General features: G+C 69.5%; 14 protein-coding genes and 1 pseudogene. 7 read left to right on the top strand and 8 right to left on the bottom strand.

Features of this window, described 5'->3' with window-relative positions; all coding sequences use genetic code 11:
- Positions 1–319 precede the first annotated feature (319 nt).
- The 5 genes from AB0M08_RS00395 (at position 320) to AB0M08_RS00375 (ending at position 6,391) form a co-directional block, all read left to right on the top strand.
- Positions 320–1,327, top strand: a complete 1,008-nt coding sequence (locus AB0M08_RS00395; protein WP_364486003.1) for an ABC transporter permease — start codon at positions 320–322, stop codon at positions 1,325–1,327.
- 71 nt (positions 1,328–1,398) lie between these two features.
- A complete protein-coding gene (locus tag AB0M08_RS00390; protein WP_364486000.1) occupies positions 1,399–3,180 on the top strand; it encodes an ABC transporter substrate-binding protein in 1,782 nt (593 codons plus the stop codon).
- 117 nt (positions 3,181–3,297) lie between these two features.
- Positions 3,298–4,302, top strand: coding sequence for an ABC transporter permease (locus tag AB0M08_RS00385; RefSeq protein ID WP_364485997.1), 1,005 nt, complete (start codon positions 3,298–3,300; stop codon positions 4,300–4,302).
- Positions 4,303–4,312: 10 nt separating this feature from the next.
- Positions 4,313–5,335: an ABC transporter ATP-binding protein gene (locus AB0M08_RS00380; protein WP_364485994.1), complete on the top strand. Its 1,023-nt coding sequence runs from the start codon at positions 4,313–4,315 to the stop codon at positions 5,333–5,335.
- Positions 5,336–5,353: 18 nt separating this feature from the next.
- Positions 5,354–6,391, top strand: coding sequence for a dipeptide ABC transporter ATP-binding protein (locus tag AB0M08_RS00375; protein ID WP_364485992.1), 1,038 nt, complete (start codon positions 5,354–5,356; stop codon positions 6,389–6,391).
- Positions 6,392–6,478: 87 nt separating this feature from the next.
- Here AB0M08_RS00375 and AB0M08_RS00370 read toward each other — a convergent pair whose 3' ends face one another.
- The 8 genes and pseudogenes from AB0M08_RS00370 to AB0M08_RS00335 all read right to left on the bottom strand — a co-directional run bounded on the left by AB0M08_RS00370 (position 6,479) and on the right by AB0M08_RS00335 (position 15,911).
- Complete coding sequence (locus tag AB0M08_RS00370; RefSeq protein WP_364485990.1) at positions 6,479–7,513, bottom strand: calcium-binding protein; 1,035 nt, start codon at positions 7,511–7,513, stop codon at positions 6,479–6,481.
- 140 nt (positions 7,514–7,653) lie between these two features.
- Positions 7,654–9,162 (bottom strand): calcium-binding protein, encoded by a 1,509-nt coding sequence (locus AB0M08_RS00365; protein WP_364485988.1) that lies wholly within the window; start codon positions 9,160–9,162, stop codon positions 7,654–7,656.
- 23 nt (positions 9,163–9,185) lie between these two features.
- The gene (locus tag AB0M08_RS00360) at positions 9,186–10,763 is read right to left on the bottom strand and encodes a beta-N-acetylhexosaminidase (protein ID WP_364485985.1); all 1,578 of its coding nucleotides are present in this window, start codon (positions 10,761–10,763) and stop codon (positions 9,186–9,188) included.
- Between the two features lie 24 nt (positions 10,764–10,787).
- Complete coding sequence (locus AB0M08_RS00355) at positions 10,788–12,221, bottom strand: calcium-binding protein (RefSeq protein WP_364485982.1); 1,434 nt, start codon at positions 12,219–12,221, stop codon at positions 10,788–10,790.
- 62 nt (positions 12,222–12,283) lie between these two features.
- Positions 12,284–12,523: pseudogene (locus AB0M08_RS00350) on the bottom strand (hypothetical protein); the annotation flags it as partial.
- A gap of 32 nt (positions 12,524–12,555) precedes the next feature.
- Positions 12,556–13,203, bottom strand: coding sequence for an HNH endonuclease family protein (locus AB0M08_RS00345; protein WP_364485979.1), 648 nt, complete (start codon positions 13,201–13,203; stop codon positions 12,556–12,558).
- Between the two features lie 60 nt (positions 13,204–13,263).
- Positions 13,264–14,976, bottom strand: a complete 1,713-nt coding sequence (leuA, locus tag AB0M08_RS00340; RefSeq protein ID WP_364485976.1) for a 2-isopropylmalate synthase — start codon at positions 14,974–14,976, stop codon at positions 13,264–13,266.
- A 182-nt stretch (positions 14,977–15,158) separates the two neighbouring features.
- Positions 15,159–15,911 (bottom strand): hypothetical protein, encoded by a 753-nt coding sequence (locus tag AB0M08_RS00335; protein ID WP_364485973.1) that lies wholly within the window; start codon positions 15,909–15,911, stop codon positions 15,159–15,161.
- A 156-nt stretch (positions 15,912–16,067) separates the two neighbouring features.
- On the opposite strand from AB0M08_RS00335, the gene AB0M08_RS00330 reads away from it, so the two are divergent.
- Positions 16,068–17,333, top strand: coding sequence for an aspartate kinase (locus AB0M08_RS00330; RefSeq protein WP_364485970.1), 1,266 nt, complete (start codon positions 16,068–16,070; stop codon positions 17,331–17,333).
- 8 nt (positions 17,334–17,341) lie between these two features.
- A complete protein-coding gene (locus AB0M08_RS00325) occupies positions 17,342–18,397 on the top strand; it encodes an aspartate-semialdehyde dehydrogenase (protein WP_364485967.1) in 1,056 nt (351 codons plus the stop codon).

Here is an 18,397-nt window from a genome sequence, read left to right as displayed (position 1 = left end):
CCGTTTGTTCGGCGTCTAGGTCACGGTGACATCACGAGGGAGACACGGAAGCACCCGAGTGCGGTCGGTGAGCTTGACCCGAGGCGCCGCATTAGGTGAATGTTCCTCTCGATGGCGGCCACACCCGCCGTCGGGTGCCTTCGTGGCCCCGGCCTGATCTCGGCCGGCGGCGGCGAGGGTCGGCACTCGAGGCATGCGAAAACCGATCGGTTGCCGCTCGCAGCGTGGGCCATCGTCGCCGTGCGTGGGTCTTCCGTGTCCACGTACCGTCGGCTGTGGACTCCCGTTGCACGGCGGCCGGGAGAGGACCGGCGAACAGATGTCGCTTGGCCCAAAGGCGTCGATCTCCGAGGAGACTCCGGCGCCGACCGCCGACGCGGCTGAGGAGCGGGGGCCCGCCGAGAAGGCGATCGCCGGACGCTCGCTCAAGCAGATCGCCTGGCGCCGCCTGAAGAAGGACAGGGTGGCCATCGGCGGCGGAGTCGTCGTCATCTTCCTGATCGTCGTGGCGATCCTGGCGCCCGTACTGACCAAGCTCTTCGGGCATCCGATCGACGAGTATCACATCGATCAGATCGATGTGACCTTCGGTACGCCGCTCAAGCCGTGGGGCGGTATCAGCTCGGACTTCCTCCTCGGCGTGGAGCCGACGTCCGGCCGGGACGTGTTCAGCCGCATCGTCTACGGCGCGCAGACCTCCCTGACCGTCGCGTTCCTCTCCGCATTCTTCTCGACCTTCCTCGGTGTTCTCTTCGGCACCGCTGCGGGTTTCCTGGGTGGCTGGATCGACTCGGTGGTCAGCCGGGTGATGGACTTCCTGCTCGCCTTCCCGCAACTGCTCTTCTCGATCGCGCTGGTGTCGGTCCTGCCGCAGTCCTTCCTCGGAATGGACAGCCGCTGGTCGCGGATCCTGGTGCTGGTCGTCGTGATCGGGTTCTTCGGATGGCCGTACATCGGGCGCATCGTCCGCGGGCAGACGCTGTCGCTGCGCGAGCGTGAGTTCGTCGAGGCGGCTCGCAGCATGGGCGCCCGGTCTCCGCGCATCCTCTTCCGGGAGCTGCTGCCGAACCTGGCGGCGCCGATCCTCGTGTACGCCACGTTGATCATCCCGCAGAACATCCTGACCGAGGCCGCGCTGAGCTTCCTCGGCGTCGGTATCCCACCGCCCAACCCGTCCTGGGGCGGCATGTTGTCGGACGCGGTGAGCACGTACTCCATCGATCCGATGTACATGATCATTCCTGGCGCGACGATCTTCATCACGGTGCTGGCTTTCAACCTCTTCGGTGACGGCCTGCGCGACGCACTCGACCCGAAGGCCCGCTGACACAGGGGCACACGGAACATCGCATGTTTCGCGGACCGCCCGGTTCGCTTTTCGAGGAGGTAGGAGTACCAGTGTCAGGAAGAACTAGGGCGATTGCGGCGGCCGGCGTCGCTGTCGTTCTGGGGCTGACCACCGCGGCGTGCGGTGGAAGCTCCGACAGCAGCGACAAGTCCAGCAGTTCCAATGGCAAGGCCGCATACAACGCCGCGATCACCAGCGTGGTGAACGCGTCCGACGTCAAGGGCGGCACGCTCAACCTGTGGGGTGCGCAGGACGCCGACTTCTGGGACCCGGTGCGCGGCTACTACGCGTTCGTGTGGGACCTGAACCGGCTCTACACCCGTAAGCTGGTCGACTACGCCTCCACCCCGGGCACCGACGGCCTGACCCTGCAGCCCGACCTGGCGTCGGCGCTCCCGGAGATCAGCGCGGACAAGCTGACCTACACGTTCAAGCTGAAGACCGGCATCAAGTTCGACGACGGCAGCACCATCACGTCGAAGGACATCAAGTACGGCATCGAGCGCGTCTTCGCGCAGGACGTCCTCCCGGGCGGCCCGACCTACCTGATCAACATCCTCGACCCGGATGGCGAGTACCCCGGCCCGTACAAGGACACCGACCCGAACAAGCTCGGTCTCAAGTCGGTCGAGACGCCGGACGACCAGACGATCACGTTCCACCTGGAGACCGTCAACTCGGACTTCCTCTACCTGCTCGCCATGCCGGGCGCCGGCCCGGTTCCGCAGAAGCGGGACACCGGCGCCAAGTACACGTCGGCCCCGGCCTCGTCCGGTCCGTACATGTTCAAGGAAGGCAGCATCGAGCCGGGTAAGGGCGCGACCTGGGTCCGGAACCCGAACTGGGACGCCTCGACCGACACGATCCGCAAGGCGCTGCCGGACCAGATCAACCTGACGATCACCACCAACGCCGAGGACATGGACTCCCGCCTGATCGCGGGGACCGCGGACATCGACGTCGGCCAGACCGGTGTGCAGGCGACCGCGCGTACCAAGATCCTCCAGGACCCGACCCTGAAGGCGAACGCGGACACCCCGACCACCGGCTTCATCCGGTACGCCGCGCTGGCGACCAACGTCGCGCCGCTCGACAACATCGAGTGCCGCAAGGCGGTCATGTACGCCGCCGACCCGACCACGCTGCAGGCGGCCCGTGGTGGCCCGATCGCGGGTGGCGACATCGGCACCAGCATGCTCCCGCCGAACATCGCGGGCTCCGAGGCGACGTACGACCCGTACAACCGCCTCCAGGGCAAGGCGCAGGTCGACGAGGCCAAGAAGGCGCTGACCGCGTGTGGCCAGCCGAACGGCTTCTCCACCAAGATCGCCGTGCGTAACAACAAGCCGGCCGAGGTCAAGTCCGCCGAGGCGCTCCAGGCCTCGCTCAAGGCGGTCGGCATCAACGCCTCGATCGAGCAGTACGACGGTTCGCAGATCGCCACCGTCATCGGCTCGCCGGACAACGTCAAGGCCAAGGGCTACGGCATCCAGATCGCGGGTTGGGGCGCTGACTACCCGACCGGCTCCGGTTACCTGCAGGCGCTGGTCGACAGCCGCTTCATCCTGAAGAACGGCAACTACAACCTGCCGCTGATCAAGGACGACTCGATCGACGCCCTGTTCGACCAGGCCGCCGCCGAGACCGACGCGACCAAGGCCGCGACGCTCTACACCCAGATCAACCACAAGGTCATGGAGGGCGCGTACTACCTGCCCTTCGTGGTCGACAAGGCGCTCAACTACCGCAACCCGCGGCTGACGAACGTCTACGTCCACGACGCGTTCGGCATGGTCGACTTCCAGGCCCTCGGCGTCAGCGACGGCAAGTAGCAGTTCGTCAGTGCCTGACAGCATCAGCATCGGGTAATTCGAAGGGTTGGTGAAGGCCGCCCGCGGCGGGCGGGTGCCGGTTCGCTCCGGTACCCGCCCGTCGTTCGGCCGAACGACGTGCTGGCTTATCTCATCCGGCGGCTGATCAACGCCGTCCTCACGCTGCTGGCGGTCACGTTCGTGACCTTCGCCATCTTCTTCATGGTGCCGAAGCTGACCGGCAGCGACCCGGCGCTGCTCTACATCGGCAAGAACGCCGGTGACAAGGTGGCGCTCGAGGGCATCCGCACGAAGATGGGTCTCGACGACCCGATCATCGTGCAGTACGGCAAGTTCCTGAAGGGCCTGGCCGTCGGCCGCGACTACGCCAACGGACCGGACGTCACACACTGTTCGGCGCCCTGCATCGGCTACTCGTTCAAGACCGAGCAGGAGGTCACCCCGCTGCTCATGGACGACCTGCCGGTCACCCTCTCGCTGGCGCTGGGTGCGGCGGTGCTCTGGCTCATCGCCGGTGTGGCGACCGGCGTGATCTCCGCGCTGCGAAGAGGCACGTTCCTGGACCGGGCCACGATGACCGTGGCGCTCGCCGGTGTCTCCTTACCGATCTACTTCACCGGCCTGCTCGCCTCGGCGATCTTCGTGTACTGGCTGGCCTGGCTGCCACAGGGGCAGTACGTGCCGTTCACCGAGAATCCGGCGGACTGGTTCGTGCAGATGCTGCTGCCCTGGATCACCCTCGCCTTCCTCTTCGCCGCGAACTACGCGCGACTCACCCGGGCCAACATGCTCGAGACGCTGGGCGAGGACTACATCCGTACGGCCCGGGCCAAGGGCCTGCCGGAGCGGGTCGTGATCGGCAAGCACGGCCTGCGGTCGGGTCTGACCCCGATCGTCACCATCTTCGGCCTCGACCTCGGCACGCTGCTCGGCGGCGCCGTCCTCACCGAGGCCGTCTTCAACCTGCGTGGCCTCGGCTACCAGGCGCTCCAGGCGATCAAGGGCAGCGACCTGCCGGTGATCCTGGGCGTCACGCTGATCGCCGCGATCTTCATCGTCGTCGCCAACCTGGTCGTCGACCTGGTGTACGGCCTCATCGACCCGCGCGTGCGGCTGGGCTGAGGGAGAGCGAATGTCACGCCCATTCCTCGAGGTCAAGGACCTGACCGTCCGCTTCGAGACCGACGACGGCATCGTGCAGGCCGTCTCCGAGTCCAACTTCAGCCTGGAGGCCGGCAAGACGCTCGGCATCGTCGGCGAGTCCGGCTCGGGCAAGAGCGTCACCTCGCTCGCCGTGCTGGGGCTGCACCGTACCCGGAGCAATGCCAAGGTCAGCGGCGAGATCTGGCTCGACGACCAGGAACTGGTCACCGCCACCGACGAGGACGTCCGCGCCCTGCGCGGCGGCAAGATGGCGATGATCTTCCAGGACCCGCTGAGCGCGATGCACCCGTACTTCACGGTGGGCGCGCAGATCGTCGAGGCGTACCGGGTGCACCACCCCGGGGTGAACAAGAAGATCGCCCGGGAGCGGGCCATCGACATGCTGGCCCGGGTCGGCATCCCGCAGCCGTCGCGCCGCTTCAGCGACTACGCGCACCAGTTCTCCGGTGGTATGCGCCAGCGCGCGATGATCGCGATGGCCCTGGTCAACGACCCGAAGCTGCTGATCGCGGACGAGCCGACCACGGCCCTGGACGTGACCGTGCAGGCGCAGATCCTGGACCTGATCCGGGACCTGCAGGAGGAGTTCGGCTCCGCGGTCATCATGATCACTCACGACCTCGGCGTGGTGGCCGAGCTCGCCGACGACGTCGTGGTGATGTACGGCGGCAAGATCATCGAGCACGGCCCGACGGTCGACCTGTTCCAGCGGCCGCAGCACCCGTACACCTGGGGTCTGCTCGGCTCGATGCCGCGGCTGGACCGGGAGGTACGCGACCGGCTCACCCCGGTGAAGGGCTCGCCGCCCAGCCTGATCAACCTCCCCTCCGGCTGCGCCTTCCACCCGCGATGCCCGTACGCGGGCCGCAACGGGGACCGTTCCTTCACCGAGGTGCCGGTGCTGACCGGCGGCGCCCACGCGGTCGCCTGCCACATGCCGGCCGAGGAGCGCACGAAGATCTTCCAGGAAGAAGTCGCACCGAACCTCTGAGCGGGGAGAGTTAGAACGATGAGCGAGAACCTGCTCGAGGTGACCGGGCTGCAGAAGCACTTCCCGATCACGAAGGGGCTGTTCAAACGCCAGGTCGGCGCGGTCCGCGCGGTGGACGGCATCGACCTGACCGTCAAGTCCGGCGAGACGCTGGGCCTGGTCGGCGAGTCCGGCTGCGGCAAGTCGACGGCCGGCCGGCTCTTCACCCGGATCCTGGAGCCGACCGGCGGGAAGATCGTCTTCGAGGGTCAGGACATCAGCCACAAGACGGTGACGCAGATGCGGCCGCTGCGGCGTGACGTCCAGATGATCTTCCAGGACCCGTACTCGTCGCTGAATCCGCGGCACACCATCGGCACGATCATCTCGGCGCCGCTGCAGATCCAGAACATCCCGACCCCGAAGGGGCTGAAGACGGCCGTACAGGAGCTGCTCGAGCTCGTCGGTCTCAACCCGGAGCACTACAACCGGTACCCGCACGAGTTCTCCGGCGGCCAGCGGCAGCGCATCGGCATCGCCCGCGCGCTCGCCCTGCGGCCCAAACTGATCATCGCCGACGAGCCGGTCTCCGCGCTGGACGTGTCGATCCAGGCTCAGGTGGTGAACCTGCTGGAAGACCTTCAGAGCGAGTTCGATCTGACGTACGTCTTCATCGCGCACGACCTGTCGGTGGTCCGGCACATCTCCGACCGGGTCGCCGTGATGTACCTCGGCAAGGTCATGGAGATCGCGCACCGCGACGACCTGTACAAGAACCCCCGCCACCCGTACACCGTCGCGCTGATGTCCGCGGTCCCGGTGCCGGACCCGGTCCGCCGCGACCGCGCCCAGCGCGAGCGGGTGCTGCTCACCGGCGACGTCCCGAGCCCGATCAATCCGCCGTCCGGGTGCCGCTTCCGCACCCGGTGCTGGAAGGCCCAGGACATCTGCGCGAACGAGGAGCCGCCGCTCGTCCAGCGGCTCGACGACCCGGACTCGCACCTGACCGCGTGCCACTTCCCGGTGGTCGACGACGAGACGGTGGCGGGCCGCAAGCCGGCGGCGACTCCGGCCTGACCTTCGGCGGCGGCTTCGGTCTGACATTCGGCGTACGGGGAAGGGCGAGCCCGCAGCGGGCTCGCCCTTCCCCGTATCAGTGGAGTCTCATCGCTCGCAGCCGCTCCGGGTGTCCCGGTCGGGGAACGGGGTGACGCACCGGTCGGCGCCGTCGCCACCGTCGAGCAGGTTGGCGTCCCCCGCCGGGGTGCCGGACCAGGCCTTGACGGTCAGGGTGTCGTGGCCGGCGCCGCCGTACAGCTTCGCGCCGCCGTCGTAGGTGGTCAGGGTGTCGTCGCCGGCCCGGCCGTACATGGTGGTGTCCAGGTATCCGCTGCCGACGAAGACGTTGTCCGCGGCGTTGCCGGTGAAGATGACCGGGCCGGAACCGGCGGAGGCCTGGGCGCCCTCGAACGTGCCGTCGACCGCGTCCGATTCGTTCACCGGCGTGTTCGCGGCCGTGCCGTTGAGGTCGACGGCGATCGTCTCCGCGCCCTCCTGGTAGTAGAGCGTGTCGAAGCCGGAGGCACCGCGCAGCGTGTCGGGCCACCACACCGCGACGTCGTAGACGTGGCCGTCGCCGGTCACCCGGTCGTTGCCGGACCCGCCGTCGACGACGTCCGGCCCCTCGTCACCGGAGAGGGTGTCGTGGCCGGCGTTGCCGTAGACGCGGTCGCTCCCGTAGCCGCCGCTCAGGGTGTCGTTCCCGGCGCCGCCGGTGATGCTGTCGTCGCCGCGCCCGCCGACGATCCTGTCGGTGCCGGAGCCGCCGTCGGCCACCAGCCGGATCGCCGTCTTGTCGACGAGAACGTCGTCGCCGCTGCCCAGCGAGATGTTGATGGACGCCCAGGCGCGGCTCGCCGAGCAGATCACCCTGGTCTTGTCGCCCTTGACGGCCTTGCAGCCCTTGCCGGCCTTGACCGCGACCCGGTCGTCGATCACCAGCTTCGTGCCGGAGAGGCTGACCGAGACGCTGTTCCGCGCGCCCGCCGCGGCGGTGTACCGCACCCGGGCGCCGGCCGAGTCCGTGGTGACCTTGACGACGGCGGCCGAGGCGGCCTGTGCCGGTACCGCGACGACGCCGAGCGTGAGTGGTCCGAGCAGCGTGACGCCGGCCCGGACGAGCCATGGCGATCGTGACATTGGTGCTCCCCCCTGAGAAGTCGAGGAGAGCGTAGGAAGGGGCGGGACCGTTCCGCTGCCCGTGACCGCCGCTGTTCATCGTCGCGTCACGCCGATTTCGCGTGCACTGTGGAGGGAGGCGGTCGCGGGCGGCGGGAGCGTCAGTGCTCGCAGGCGGTCAGCGTGTCCCGGTCGGGCCAGGGCGTCACGCAGGTGTCGCTGTCGGCGCCGCCGTCGAGGAGGTTGGCGTCGACGGCCTGGACACCGGCCTTGCGCACCACCAGGGTGTCGTCGCCCTCCTCGCCGTACAGCTTCGCGCCGCCGTCCCAGGTGGTCAGCGTGTCGTTGCCGGACCGGCCGTACATCGTGGTGCCCTTGCCGCCGCCGAGGAAGACGTTGCCGGCGGCGTTCCCGGTGAAGACCGCGGGCCCGGACACGACCGTGGCCTCGGCGTTCTCGAAGGCGTCGTCGACGATGTCGCCCTCGTTGAGCGCGGATCCGGCCGCCGAGCCGTTGAGGTCGACCGAGATGCTCTCGGCGCCCTCGCCGTAGCTGAGCGTGTCCACCCCGGGGCCGCCGTGCAGCGTGTCCGGCCAGGTGGCGGGGGTGGCGTACCGGTGGCCGTCGCCGGTGACCCGGTCGTCGCCCGCCCCGGCGTCGATCACGTCGGCGCCGTCCTCACCCACGATGACGTCGTCGCCGCCGCGCGCGTCGATGACGTCGTCGCCGCCACCGCCGTGGATCGTCTCGGCGTTGTCGGTGCCGGTGATCCGGTCGGCGCCGTGGCCGCCGGTCAGGCCCTCGACGTCCGAGCCCACGGTGTCGTGCTCGCCGTCGGCACCGTCGTCGTTGCCGAGCATGCCGTCGAGCGCGATGGTGACGTCCGTGGTCCGGGTGGCGTACGAGATCGTGTCCCACCCCGACCCGCCGCCGTAGTAGTCGGCGTCCGGCCCGGCCGTCCACGGCGCGGGGAACCGATCGTTCCCGGACCCGCCGGAGTGCCAGTCGTCGCCCGCCCCGCCGTCGAGGTCGTCGTTGCCGGTGTCGCCGGTCAGGCGGTCGTCACCGGTGGAGCCCCGCAGCGTGTCGTTCCCGTCGCCGCCGTAGATCAGGTCCTTGCCGTCCTGACCGTAGAGGCTGTCGTTGCCCGGCCCGCCGTAGACCCGGTCGTTGCCGGCGCTCCCGGAGAGGGTGTCGTTGCCCAGCCGCCCGCTCAGGTAGTCGACGCCGTCGCCGCCCACCAGGTCGTCGGCGTTCGAGCCGCCGGTGAGGTAGTCGTTGCCGTCCCCGCCGTCCGCCGACATCCGCAGGCCGGTCTGGTTGATCACCGAGTCGTTGCCGGCGCCGAGCGTCACCCTGACGCCCGCCCAGGACCTGGAGGTGGAGCAGAGCACCCGGGTGCCGCTCCCCTTGACGAGCTTGCAGCCCTTGCCGGGGGTCAGCGGGACCACGTCGCTGACCGCGACCTTGGCGCCGGACCGGGTGATCGACACGAGGTTGTTCTTGCCGGCCGCCGCGACGTACTGAACCCGGGTGCCGAGTGCGTCGGTCACCACCTTGACGACGCCGGACGTGGCGGCGTGCGCGGGTGCGGGTGCGGCGAGAGTGCCCAGGATGAGCGGGGTGAGCAGGGCCACCCCGGCACGGGCCGGCCGGATGGAACGGGACATGGATCGACTCCCCTGTGATTGGGTCAGGACCACCTCACCTGGGGGGAGCGGTAGAAGTGCACGCCGCGCCGGATCCATCGTGGAGCGTACGCGCCGAGGCGTTCGCGGAACGAGAGCCAGTCGTGCCTCTGCCGCGGTGACCAGCCTAACTCCGCGATCGCGGCCAGCCGGGGGAACGCCTGGAACTCGATGTCGCCGAGATCTCGCAGGGTCTCCGACCAGAGCGGCGCTTCCAAACCCAGAATCCCTTCCTCCGGTACGCCCGGAACCCGGGTACCCGGATCCCAGTCGTAGGCGTCGCGCACCTCGGTCGTACCGGCCCAGTGCAGGCCACCGGGGGTGAGCAGGTCGTACTGCATGTCGAGGTAGGTCCGGTCGGCCGGGGAGAGCACGACGTGCGCGCCGTGGGCGACCGCCGCGGCGGTCGGCGCGCTCTCGCCCTCCGGATTCCAGAACTGCACGACGGCGCCGCTCGCGCCGGGTGCGGCGGCGATCTCCTGCCAGCCGTACGGAACCTTGCCGTACGCCGCCACCAGGGGAAGCACCCGTTCCTCGAAGGCGAGGTAGTCCTCGTGCCGGGTGGAGTGCGCCTCGTCCCCGCCGATGTGCAGGTACGGCCCGGGCGTGAGCGCGGCGAGCTCCCGGATCACGTCCTCGGCGAACCGGTGGGTGATCTCCGTACCGGTGCAGAGCGAGCTGTAGCCGACCCGGATGTCGGTCCGCGGCCGGGGCGCGACACCGTCGCAGGTCAACTCCGGGTACGCCACCTGGGCCGCGTTCACGTGCCCCGGCATGTCGATCTCCGGGACGATCGTGACGTACCGCTCGGCGGCGTAACGGACCAGATCCCGGTAGTCGTCCTGGGTCAGGTACCCGCCGCCGATGCCGCGTACCCCGGTGCCCGGCCCGCCGCCGACCGTGGCGAGCCGGGGCCAGCTCTTGATCTCGATCCGCCAGCCCTGGTCGTCCGCGAGGTGCAGGTGCAGAAAGTTGATTTTGAAGCGCGCGATCTCGTCGATGTAGCGCTTCACGTCCGCCGGCGGGTGGAAGTGCCGGGCCAGGTCGAGCATGGCACCGCGGTACGGGTACCGCGGACGGTCCCGGATCTCGCCCGAGGGCACGACCCAGTCGACCGGGCGTACCGAGGAGGCCTCGATCTCGGTCGGCAGGAGCTGGAGAAGCGTCTGCACGCCGGCGAAGAGACCGGCCGGGCGATCGGCGCGCAGCGCCACGCCCGCGGGAGTGATCCGCAGCCGGTAGCCCTCGTCGCCCAGCCAGGGGTCCGGCGCGTTGGTGAGCCGCAGGTCGATCGCGCCGGAGCCGCCGGACCGGACCGGCAGCGCGAAACCGGTCGGCGTCCGTAACGCCGCGGCCAGCCGATCCGCGACCGGCCGGGCCGCGGCGGACACGGTGATCGTCATGCCGGGGAGCAACCGGAACGGCTCGCCGCCCGCGGGCGTGACCTCGGCCGGAGCCGGGATGACGCTGCCCAGGGTGATCGGCCGCGGCGGCGGCCCGCTCGCCGCGGACGCGGTGGTCGCGGCGAGCGGCAGCAGGAGCGTGACTGCTACGGCCAGGCGCGTGAGCTTGATCCGGCGCACCCGGCCGAACGTAGCGAACGTGCTCTACCGCTCGCAGTTCACCGTGGTGTCGCCCGGGAAGACCGTGCAGAGGTCGCCCAGGGTGCCGTTCGGGCCGCCGTCCAGCTGGTCGGCCGCGTCGGTGCCGAGGTCGTCGCCGCTCAGCTCGTCGTCGCCGCCCTGGCCGAAGAGCAGGTCCGCGCCGCCGCCGCCCTCGATGACGTCGTCGCCCTCGCCGCCCCAGAAGACGTTGCCGGAGGCGTTGCCGATCAGGTGATCGCCGAACGGGGTGCCGATGATCTCCTCGACGTCGGCGCCGACCGTGTCGCCCTCGCCCTCGCGGCCGTCGTCGCCGGGGGTGCCGGTCAGGTCGGCCCGGACCGGGTTGACCTCGCGGTCGGAGTAGTCGACCGCGTCGAAGCCGCTGCCACCGCGGATCACGTCGGCGGCGATCGTGTGCGGGATGTCGGGGTCGGCCTCGGGGGTGTACTCGTGCGCGTCCGGCATCAGGTAGTCGTTCCCGGAGCCGCCGTCCAGCAGGTCGGAGCCGCCGAAGCCGTTCAGGACGTCGGCGCCGCCCCTACCGTAGAGCTTGTCGTCGCCCTGGTAGCCGCCGTAGATCCGGTTGCCGGTGTCGTTGCCGGTCAGGACGTCGTTGCCGTACCCGCCGTTGAGGTTCTCCACGTTCTTGGCGATGCTGTCGTGCTCGCCCGCGGAGCCGTCGTCGCGCTTGGCGCCGTCCAGGTCGGCGACGACCGCGGTCTTGCGGCCCTCGTAGTTCACCAGGTCGGTGCCGGAGCCGCCGTTCAGCACGTCGGCGCCGTCCGCGGTGGTCTCCTGGACGAGCTGGTCGTCGCCCTCGTCGCCGTAGAGGCTGTCGTCGCCGGTGTTGCCCCGGAGGTAGTCGTTGCCGGACTCGCCGTGCAGGAGGTCGGCGCCGCTCCCGCCGTAGAGCCAGTCGCTGCGGGCGCCGCCGTAGAGCCGGTCCGCGCCCGCGCCGCCCTCCAGACGGTCCCGGCCGCCGCGGCCGTAGAGCGTGTCCTTGCCGTCGTCGCCGTAGAGGGTGTCGCCGTCGGTGCCGCCGGTGATCGTGTCGTTCCCGGCGCCGCCGTGCGCGATCAGCACCACGCCGGCGTTGTCGGCCAGCGTGTCGTTCTTACCGCCCAGCGAGACGGAGATCTGGTTCGGCGTACCCGAGAAGGTGCACTTGACCCTGGTCTTGTCGTTCTTGACCTTCGTGCAGCCGGCGCCGGCCTTGATCGCGACCACGTCGTCGACGATGATCGTGGTGCCGGAGCGGGTCAGCGTCACGCGGTTGACCGTGCCGGACGCGGCGATGTAGTTGACCGTGTTGCCGCCGGCGCTGCTGGCGGTGACCACGCCGGTGCCGGCCGCCCAGGCGGGAGCGGCCACGGTGCCGACCGCGGCGGATGTGAGCGCGACCAGCCCGATCCGGGCCGACCACAGGTTTGTGGGCATGCTGTGCCTCCCCCATGACATCGATATGTCGGGGAGCTTAAATATTTTCCCGCTCTCCGGGATCAGCCTTCAGGTCGGTTCAGCAGACCCACAGCGACGGTGTGCAGAGCATCCAGATCGGACGGATCCGCCAAGGTCGCCCGGCCGCCGGTCACCACGTACCACTCCTCGGCCTCGCGGTACTGCACCCGGATCGTCACCTCGCTCCCGGCGAGCTCGCTGCGCAGCGTGAGCTCGCCGGTGACGACGCCCACCTCGTCGGTCATCACCCCGCCGGGCCCGGGGACGATGTCGGTGGTCTTACTGGTCGGTGTCGCTTCGGCGGTGTCGGCCATCAGCAGGTCTCCAGCATGTAGGCGAGCGCCCCCTTCTCCTTCTCGGTCACGGTCAGCTCGTAGAAGTTCTTCACGGTGATCCAGTCGGTGGCGTAGTCGCACCACGCGTCCTGGGACGGCGGCTTCCAGGTCGACGGGTCCTGGTCGCCCTTGGAACGGTTCGAGCTGGCGGAGACCGCGAGGAGCTGCGGGCGGTCGAGATCGTTGGCGAAGTCCTCGCGCTGGTCGGTGGTCCACTTGTCCGCCCCGGACCGCCAGGCGTTGGCGAGCGGGACGGTGTGGTCGATGTCCACCTTGGTCGGCGAGTCGAGGGTCTTGCCGTCGTAGAAACTGGTGAAGGTGCCGGAGACGACGTTGCACCCTTCGGTCTTGACGTCGGTGCCGTCGCGCTCCAGGACCGAGTCGCGGACGTCGCAGTTCTTGCCGGTGCTCTTCCAGTGCGGGAACTTCTCCCGGCTGTAGCCGGTCATCTTGCCTTCGGCTGCGACCTTCAGCTCGGCGAGCTGCGCGGACGCGTTGCCGCTGCCCGACGAACCGGTGTCGTCGGAGCCGCCCGTGGTGGGCGAGCCGGCGTCGACGACGTCGCAGCCGGTCAGGAGGAGGGCGGAGAGAAGGAACGGGATCCAGCGGGAGTTACTTGGGGCCACGAGCCCCAGCCTAAGGGTGTTCCCCGCGCGCCGCCTGTCGACGGCGCGCGGGGGAGTGAATCATCGTGCGCGGTTGACGGCGCTGTTCACGGCCTTGATCGAGGCGCTGACGATGTTGGCGTCGATCCCGACACCCCAGTACGCCCGGTCGCCGACCTCGACCTCGACGTACGCCGCGGCCTGCGCGTCGCCGCCGGAGGTGAGCGCGTGCTCCTGGTAGTCCAGCACCCGGGCCTTGATCCCCAGCGGCGCCACGGCCTGCGTGAACGCGTCGATCGGGCCGTTGCCGACGCCGGTCAGGGGACGGCGTACGCCGTTGTGGAAGACCTCGACGTCGATCTCGACCTTGCCGTCCACGGTGGCCGTGCTGTAAGTCTCGATCTTGAAAGCGGTCGCGTTCTGGTGCTCGACCAGGTACTCGCCGGCGAAGATGTCCCACATCTGCTGCGGGGAGACCTCGCCGCCCTCCTCGTCGGTGTGGTGCTGCACCACGCCGGAGAACTCGATCTGCAGCCGCCGCGGCATGTCGAGCTTGTGCTCCTCCTTCATGATGTACGCCACCCCGCCCTTACCGGACTGCGAGTTGACCCGGATGACCGCCTCGTACGTGCGGCCCACGTCCTTCGGGTCGATCGGCAGGTACGGCACACCCCAGGTGAAGTCGTCGATCTCCACACCGGCGGCGTCCGCGTCGGCCTGCAGCGCGGCGAAGCCCTTCTTGATCGCGTCCTGGTGCGAGCCGGAGAATGCGGTGTAGACCAGGTCGCCCGCGTACGGGTGCCGCTCGTGCACCGGCAGCTGGTTGCAGTACTCGACGGTCCGCTTGACCTCGTCGATGTTCGAGAAATCGATCATCGGGTCGACGCCCTGCGAGAACAGGTTCAGCCCCAGGGTGACCAGGTCGACGTTGCCGGTCCGCTCGCCGTTGCCGAACAGGCAGCCCTCGATCCGGTCGGCGCCGGCCAGCAGGCCCAGCTCGGCGGCGGCCACACCGGTGCCCCGGTCGTTGTGCGGGTGCAGGCTCAGGACCACGCTGTCCCGCCGGGGCAGGTTGCGGTGCATCCACTCGATGGAGTCGGCGTACACGTTCGGGGTGGCCATCTCGACCGTGGCGGGCAGGTTGATGATCAGCGGCCGGTCCGGGGTGGGGTCGATCACGTCGATCACCGCGGAGCAGATCTCCAGCGCGTACTCCAGCTCCGTGCCGGTGTACGACTCGGGGGAGTACTCGTACAGGATCTCGGTGTCCGGGGTGTGGATCTCGGCGTACTTCTGGCAGAGCCGGGCGCCGGTGGTGGCGATGTCGGTGATGCCGTCCCGGTCCAGGCCGAACACCACGCGCCGCTGCAGCGTCGAGGTCGAGTTGTAGAAGTGCACGATGGCGCGCTTGGCGCCGCGGATCGACTCGAAGGTCCGGTCGATCAGGTGCTCCCGGCACTGGACCAGCACCTGGATGGTGACGTCGTCCGGGATCAGGTCCTGCTCGATCAGCTGGCGTACGAAGTCGAAATCGGTCTGGCTCGCCGCCGGGAAACCGACCTCGATCTCCTTGTAGCCCATCTTCACCAGCAGCATGAACATCCGCCGCTTGCGTTCCGGGGACATCGGGTCGATCAGGGCCTGGTTGCCGTCCCGCAGGTCGACGGCGCACCAGCGCGGGGCGGCCTCGGCGATCCGGCTCGGCCACTGCCGATCAGGCAGGTCGGTGACGAACTGCTTCTGGTACGGGACGTAGCGCTGGAAGGCAGGACGCTGAGACGAGGAAGTGGACATGTGACTGCTCCAGTCAGATGGAAGACGAGCAGGCGGCGCGCGTCACCACCGCGACGAGGTGCCGGCCTGGAATGAGGCCCCGTCGCGGCAGAGAAGGAGGAGGTTCACCTGCCACATGTCGCTCACCAGGCTACGTGATCAACTTTCATGCGGCCAGGAAACGTGCCGGATCGTGGGATAGATCAAAAAGCCGAGGCGGTGGGCTGAACAGCGGTCATGCCCATCGGGACCCCGCCGACCTCGGGTCCGGGCAGGGTCACCGTGGCGGGTGCGACGGCCTGTCCGGCCAGCGTGAGCACCCCGAAGGCGACCCGGGCGGAGGTCAGCAGACCGTCCGCGGCGAAGCAGTAGACGCCGGGGTCGGCCGGTGCGTCCAGGCCCGCCGTGTTCGAGTCGACCGAGTAGCAGGTGCCGCCCTGCGCCCCGGCCAGCGGCTGCACCGCGGAGACCGCCAGCGCCGCGTCCCGGTCGGTGAAGACGCTCAGCCACTGGCGGAACAGGCGCTGCACCCGGGGGTCGTACTTGGCGGGGACCTTGTCGCTCTTCTCGGCGACCTTGATGCACGTCGGGGTGATCGGGTCGGTCGCCGAGGAGAGCGTGCACTGATACAGACCGGTCGCCACCCGGACGATCGTGACGCCGGTGGTGCCGCCCTGCGCGCCCTGCGGGATGTCCACCCGCCAGGTGCCGTCGGTCGCCACCGTCACCACCACGTTGCGCGGGGTGCCGTTGCCGACATCCCAGCTGTACAGCGCGGTGTACCGGCGGTCCTGCGCGATCGCGGCGAGCCCGGCGAGCTGGTCGCGGGCGGAGAGGCTGTCGTCGGCGGTGGTGGCCGAGGGCGAAGGGGTGGGCGCCGCGGCCGGTGCGTCGTCGCCGCACCCGGCGAGGCACAGGGCCAGCAGCGTGGTGAGGAAACAGACAGCACGGCGCATCGAGACATTCTCACTCCCGGTCGGCGGGGGTGCGACACGCCGCGCCGCAGCGTGTCGTGCGGCACCGATGGCCGGAATCTGGGATCGCCTGTCAAGGTCACAGGTCAGCGCGGCTACTGTGGTGGCGACTCGTCGTAGCCGAAGGAATGGTTTGCCGTGGCTCTTGTGGTGCAGAAGTACGGTGGCTCGTCCGTCGCGAACGCTGAGCGGATCAAGCGGGTGGCGGAGCGCATCGTGGCCGCCCGTAAGGCCGGCGACGACGTGGTCGTGGTCGTCTCCGCGATGGGTGACACCACCGACGAGCTGATGGACCTGGCCAACCAGGTGAGCCCGCTGCCGCCCGGCCGTGAGCTGGACATGCTGCTCACCTCGGGCGAGCGCATCTCGATGGCCCTGCTCGCGATGGCCATCCACAACCTGGGCTACGAGGCCCGGTCGTACACGGGCTCGCAGGCCGGCGTGCTGACCACCTCGACGCACGGCAAGGCCCGGATCATCGATGTGACCCCCGGCCGCCTGCGGACCGCGCTGGACGAGGGCGCCATCGCCATCGTCGCCGGTTTCCAGGGCGTGTCGCAGGACACCAAGGACATCACCACCCTCGGCCGTGGCGGTTCGGACACCACCGCGGTCGCCCTCGCCGCGGCGCTGCACGCCGACGTCTGCGAGATCTACACCGACGTGGACGGCGTCTTCACCGCCGACCCGCGGATCGTCCCCGACGCCCGGCACATCAAGCGGATCACCTACGAGGAGATGCTCGAGCTGGCCGCCGGCGGGGCGAAGGTGCTGATGTTGCGATGCGTGGAGTACGCCCGGCGCTTCAAGGTGCCGATCCACGTACGCTCGTCGTACTCGAACAAAGAAGGCACGCTCGTCACCGGATCGATGGAGGACCCTGACGTGGAGCAAGCACTGATCACCGGGGTCGCGCACGAGCGCAGCGAGGCCAAGATCACGATCGTCGGGGTGCCCGACGAACCCGGCGCGGCCGGCCGGATCTTCGAGACCGTCGCGCAGGCCGAGATCAACATCGACATGATCGTGCAGAACGTGTCGACCGAGGGCACCGGCCGCACCGACATCTCGTTCACGCTGCCGAAGGCCGACGGCTCGACCGCGATGGCAGCGCTCGACAAGATCAAGGCGCAGATCAAGTTCAAGAGCCTGCTCTTCGACGACCACGTCGGCAAGGTCTCGCTGATCGGCGCGGGCATGCGCTCGCACCCGGGTGTCGCCGCCTCCTTCTTCGCCTGCATCGGCGAGGCCGGCGTCAACATCGAGATGATCTCCACCTCGGAGATCCGCGTCTCGGTCGTCTGCCGCGACACCGACCTGGACACCGCGGTCCGCGCCGTGCACGCTCAGTTCGAGCTCGGTGGCGCCGAGGAGGCCGTCGTCTACGGCGGTACGGGCCGGTAAACCGGTCGATGACGCGGCCCACGCTCGCCGTCGTCGGAGCCACCGGTTCCGTCGGGTCCGTCATGCTCGAGCTGCTCTCGTCCCGGCGCGACGTCTGGGGCGAGATCCGGCTGATCGCGTCGGCCCGGTCGGCGGGCCGGACGCTGACCTGCCGGGGTGAGCGACTGCCGGTGCTCCCGCTCACCGCCGAGGCGTTCGACGGCGTCGACGTGGCGATGTTCGACGTGCCCGACGAGATCTCGGCGCACTGGGCCCCGATCGCCGTCGAGCGCGGCGCGACGGTCGTCGACAACTCCTCCGCGTTCCGGATGGAGCCCGACGTTCCGCTGGTGGTGCCCGAGGTCAACCGCGCGGTGGCCGGGCACCGTCCGCGCGGCATCGTCTCCAGTGCCAACTGCACCACCGCCACGATGATCATGGCGGTGGCTCCACTTCATCTCGAGTACGGCCTCCGCGAGCTGGTCCTCGCCTCCTACCAGTCGGCGTCCGGCGCCGGTCAGGTCGGCGTGGACACCCTGCACGACCAGTTGACCAAGGTGGCCGGCGACCGGCTGCTCGGCTCCCGCCCCGGCAACGTCCGCCAGGTGGTCGGCGACGACCTCGGCCCGTTCCCGGCGCCGATAGCGCTCAACGTGGTGCCCTGGTCCGGGCAGCCGGCCCCGCTCGGCTGGTCCTCCGAGGAGCTCAAACTCCGCAACGAGTCCCGCAAGATCCTGGCCCTGCCGGTGCTGAAGGTCTCCGCCACGTGCGTACGCGTCCCGGTGGTGACCGGCCACTCGATCGCGGTCCACGCGGTCTTCGCCGCCGAGGTGACCGCCGACGGCGCCCGCCAGGTCCTCCGCAACGCCCCCGGCGTGATCGTCGTCGACGACGTCGAGGCCGGCGAGTTCCCGATGCCCATCGACGCGGTCGGCACCGACCCCTCATGGGTGGGCCGCATCCGTCGCGCCATGGACGACCCGCGCGCCCTGTCCTTCTTCGTCACGGGCGACAACATGCGCAAGGGCGCCGCCCTCAACACCGTCCAGATCGCCGAACTGATCGCCGCCGACCTCTCCCGCTGA

Source organism: Actinoplanes sp. NPDC051851, assembly GCF_040681165.1.
Taxonomy (GTDB): Bacteria; Actinomycetota; Actinomycetes; order Mycobacteriales; family Micromonosporaceae; genus Actinoplanes.
The sequence above is the reverse complement of the archived record's forward strand: the minus strand, read 5'-3'. Positions and strand labels throughout refer to the sequence as shown.

Coding starts and splice junctions, on each gene's coding strand:
- AB0M08_RS00395 (WP_364486003.1), top strand. CDS start 320: ATGTCGCTTGGCCCAAAGGCGTCGATCTCCGAGGAGACTCCGGCGCCG.
- AB0M08_RS00380 (WP_364485994.1), top strand. CDS start 4,313: ATGTCACGCCCATTCCTCGAGGTCAAGGACCTGACCGTCCGCTTCGAG.
- AB0M08_RS00375 (WP_364485992.1), top strand. CDS start 5,354: ATGAGCGAGAACCTGCTCGAGGTGACCGGGCTGCAGAAGCACTTCCCG.
- AB0M08_RS00370 (WP_364485990.1), bottom strand. CDS start 7,513: ATGTCACGATCGCCATGGCTCGTCCGGGCCGGCGTCACGCTGCTCGGA.
- AB0M08_RS00365 (WP_364485988.1), bottom strand. CDS start 9,162: ATGTCCCGTTCCATCCGGCCGGCCCGTGCCGGGGTGGCCCTGCTCACC.
- AB0M08_RS00355 (WP_364485982.1), bottom strand. CDS start 12,221: ATGCCCACAAACCTGTGGTCGGCCCGGATCGGGCTGGTCGCGCTCACA.
- leuA (WP_364485976.1), bottom strand. CDS start 14,976: ATGTCCACTTCCTCGTCTCAGCGTCCTGCCTTCCAGCGCTACGTCCCG.
- AB0M08_RS00335 (WP_364485973.1), bottom strand. CDS start 15,911: ATGCGCCGTGCTGTCTGTTTCCTCACCACGCTGCTGGCCCTGTGCCTC.
- AB0M08_RS00325 (WP_364485967.1), top strand. CDS start 17,342: ATGACGCGGCCCACGCTCGCCGTCGTCGGAGCCACCGGTTCCGTCGGG.